Consider the following 1,477-nt stretch of genomic DNA (forward strand, 5'->3'; position numbering starts at 1 on the left):
CGACAACATGCGCGCATACCCGCCCGCCAACCGACGCACCCCGTCCTCACTCGCCGCAGAAACCTTCACCACGTACGACTGTTGCGGCAGGGATTCCCGGGCAGCCGGAAGCGGAGCCTCCTCGACGATGACGTGGGCGTTCACCCCACCCATCCCGAACGCCGACACCGCCGCCCGACGCGGCGCACCCACCACCCGAGGCCACGACACCGGCTTGTCCGCCACAAAGAACGGCGTGTCCTCAAACCGGATATGATCATTCGGACGCACCACATGCAACGTCGCCGGCACCACCCCGTGCTCCAACGACAACAACACCTTCACCAACCCCGCCAAACCCGCCGCCGGCTCCAAATGACCAATATTCGACTTCAACGAACCGATCGCACAGAACTGCGTCCGCGACGTAAACCCCCGCCACGCCCGGGTGAGACCCTCCACCTCGATCGGATCACCCAACGACGTCCCCGTGCCGTGGGCCTCCACCATCCCGATCCCCTCCACACCAACACCCGCATCCCGCAACGCCGCCACAATCACCTCCCGCTGGCCGACGGGGCTCGGGGCGGAGTACCGGGTGGTCCGGCCACCGTGGTTCACCGCCACCCCCTTGATCAGACCCCGGATGCGGTCGGCGTCCCGTTCCGCGTCCGCGCGGCGGCGGAGCACGATCGCCACCGCCCCCTCACCGGGCACGAACCCGTCGGCCTCGACGTCGAAGGCCCGGCAGCGGAAGGTGGGCGAGAGCGCCCGCAGGTCCCGCATGGAGTCGAAGTACTCGGGGCTGATCGCGGCGTGCACGCCACCGATGACGGCGGTGTCGATGTCGCCGGCCCGCAGGTGTTGCACGGCGGTGTGCAACGCCACCAGCGACGACGAGCAGAGCGTGTTCACCACGACGCTCGGGCCGTGCCAGTCCATCAGGTACGACAGCCGGTTCGGGATCATCGCCTCCAGACCCAGCCCGCGCCCGTCGGTCACCCCGTGCCGGGACCGCTCCTCGTGGTAGTGGTCGTGGCTGTAGGCGATCCACAGGCCGATCCGGTTGTCTGGGCTCCCCTGCCCCGTCCGGCCGGCGTCCTCCAGGGCCTGCCAGATGGTCTCGTACACGATGCGGGCCTGGGGGTCGATCAGTGGTGCCTCCCGGGCGGAGATCCGGAACGGCACCGGGTCGAACTCGTCGACCCGTTCCAGGAAGGACGCCTGCGGCACCGGGCCCTCCGGCGGCTGCCACCGGCCGTCGGGCAGGGTGCCGACGGTGTCGCGCCCGTCGGTGAGCAGCGTCCAGAACGCGTCGAGGTCGCCGGCGGTGGGCACCCGGATCGCGGCACCGACGACGGCGATGTCACGCCCCGGGTCCGTCCCGTCGGGCCCGGTCACCCCCGTCGCGCCGGCAACCGTCGGCGCGCCGGCAACCGACGGCGCGCCGACGGCCGACGGCGCGGCGGGAACGTCACCGGCCGGCGGCGGAGGAGGA

General features: G+C 71.1%; 1 protein-coding gene. It reads right to left on the reverse strand.

Annotated elements, in window-relative coordinates:
• Positions 1 to 1,477, reverse strand: a 1,477-nt coding sequence (locus tag B5D80_RS32645; protein ID WP_144081852.1) for a beta-ketoacyl [acyl carrier protein] synthase domain-containing protein, incomplete at both ends; no start/stop codon positions are given.

The organism is Micromonospora wenchangensis, from assembly GCF_002210435.1.
Classification (GTDB): Bacteria; Actinomycetota; Actinomycetes; order Mycobacteriales; family Micromonosporaceae; genus Micromonospora; species Micromonospora wenchangensis.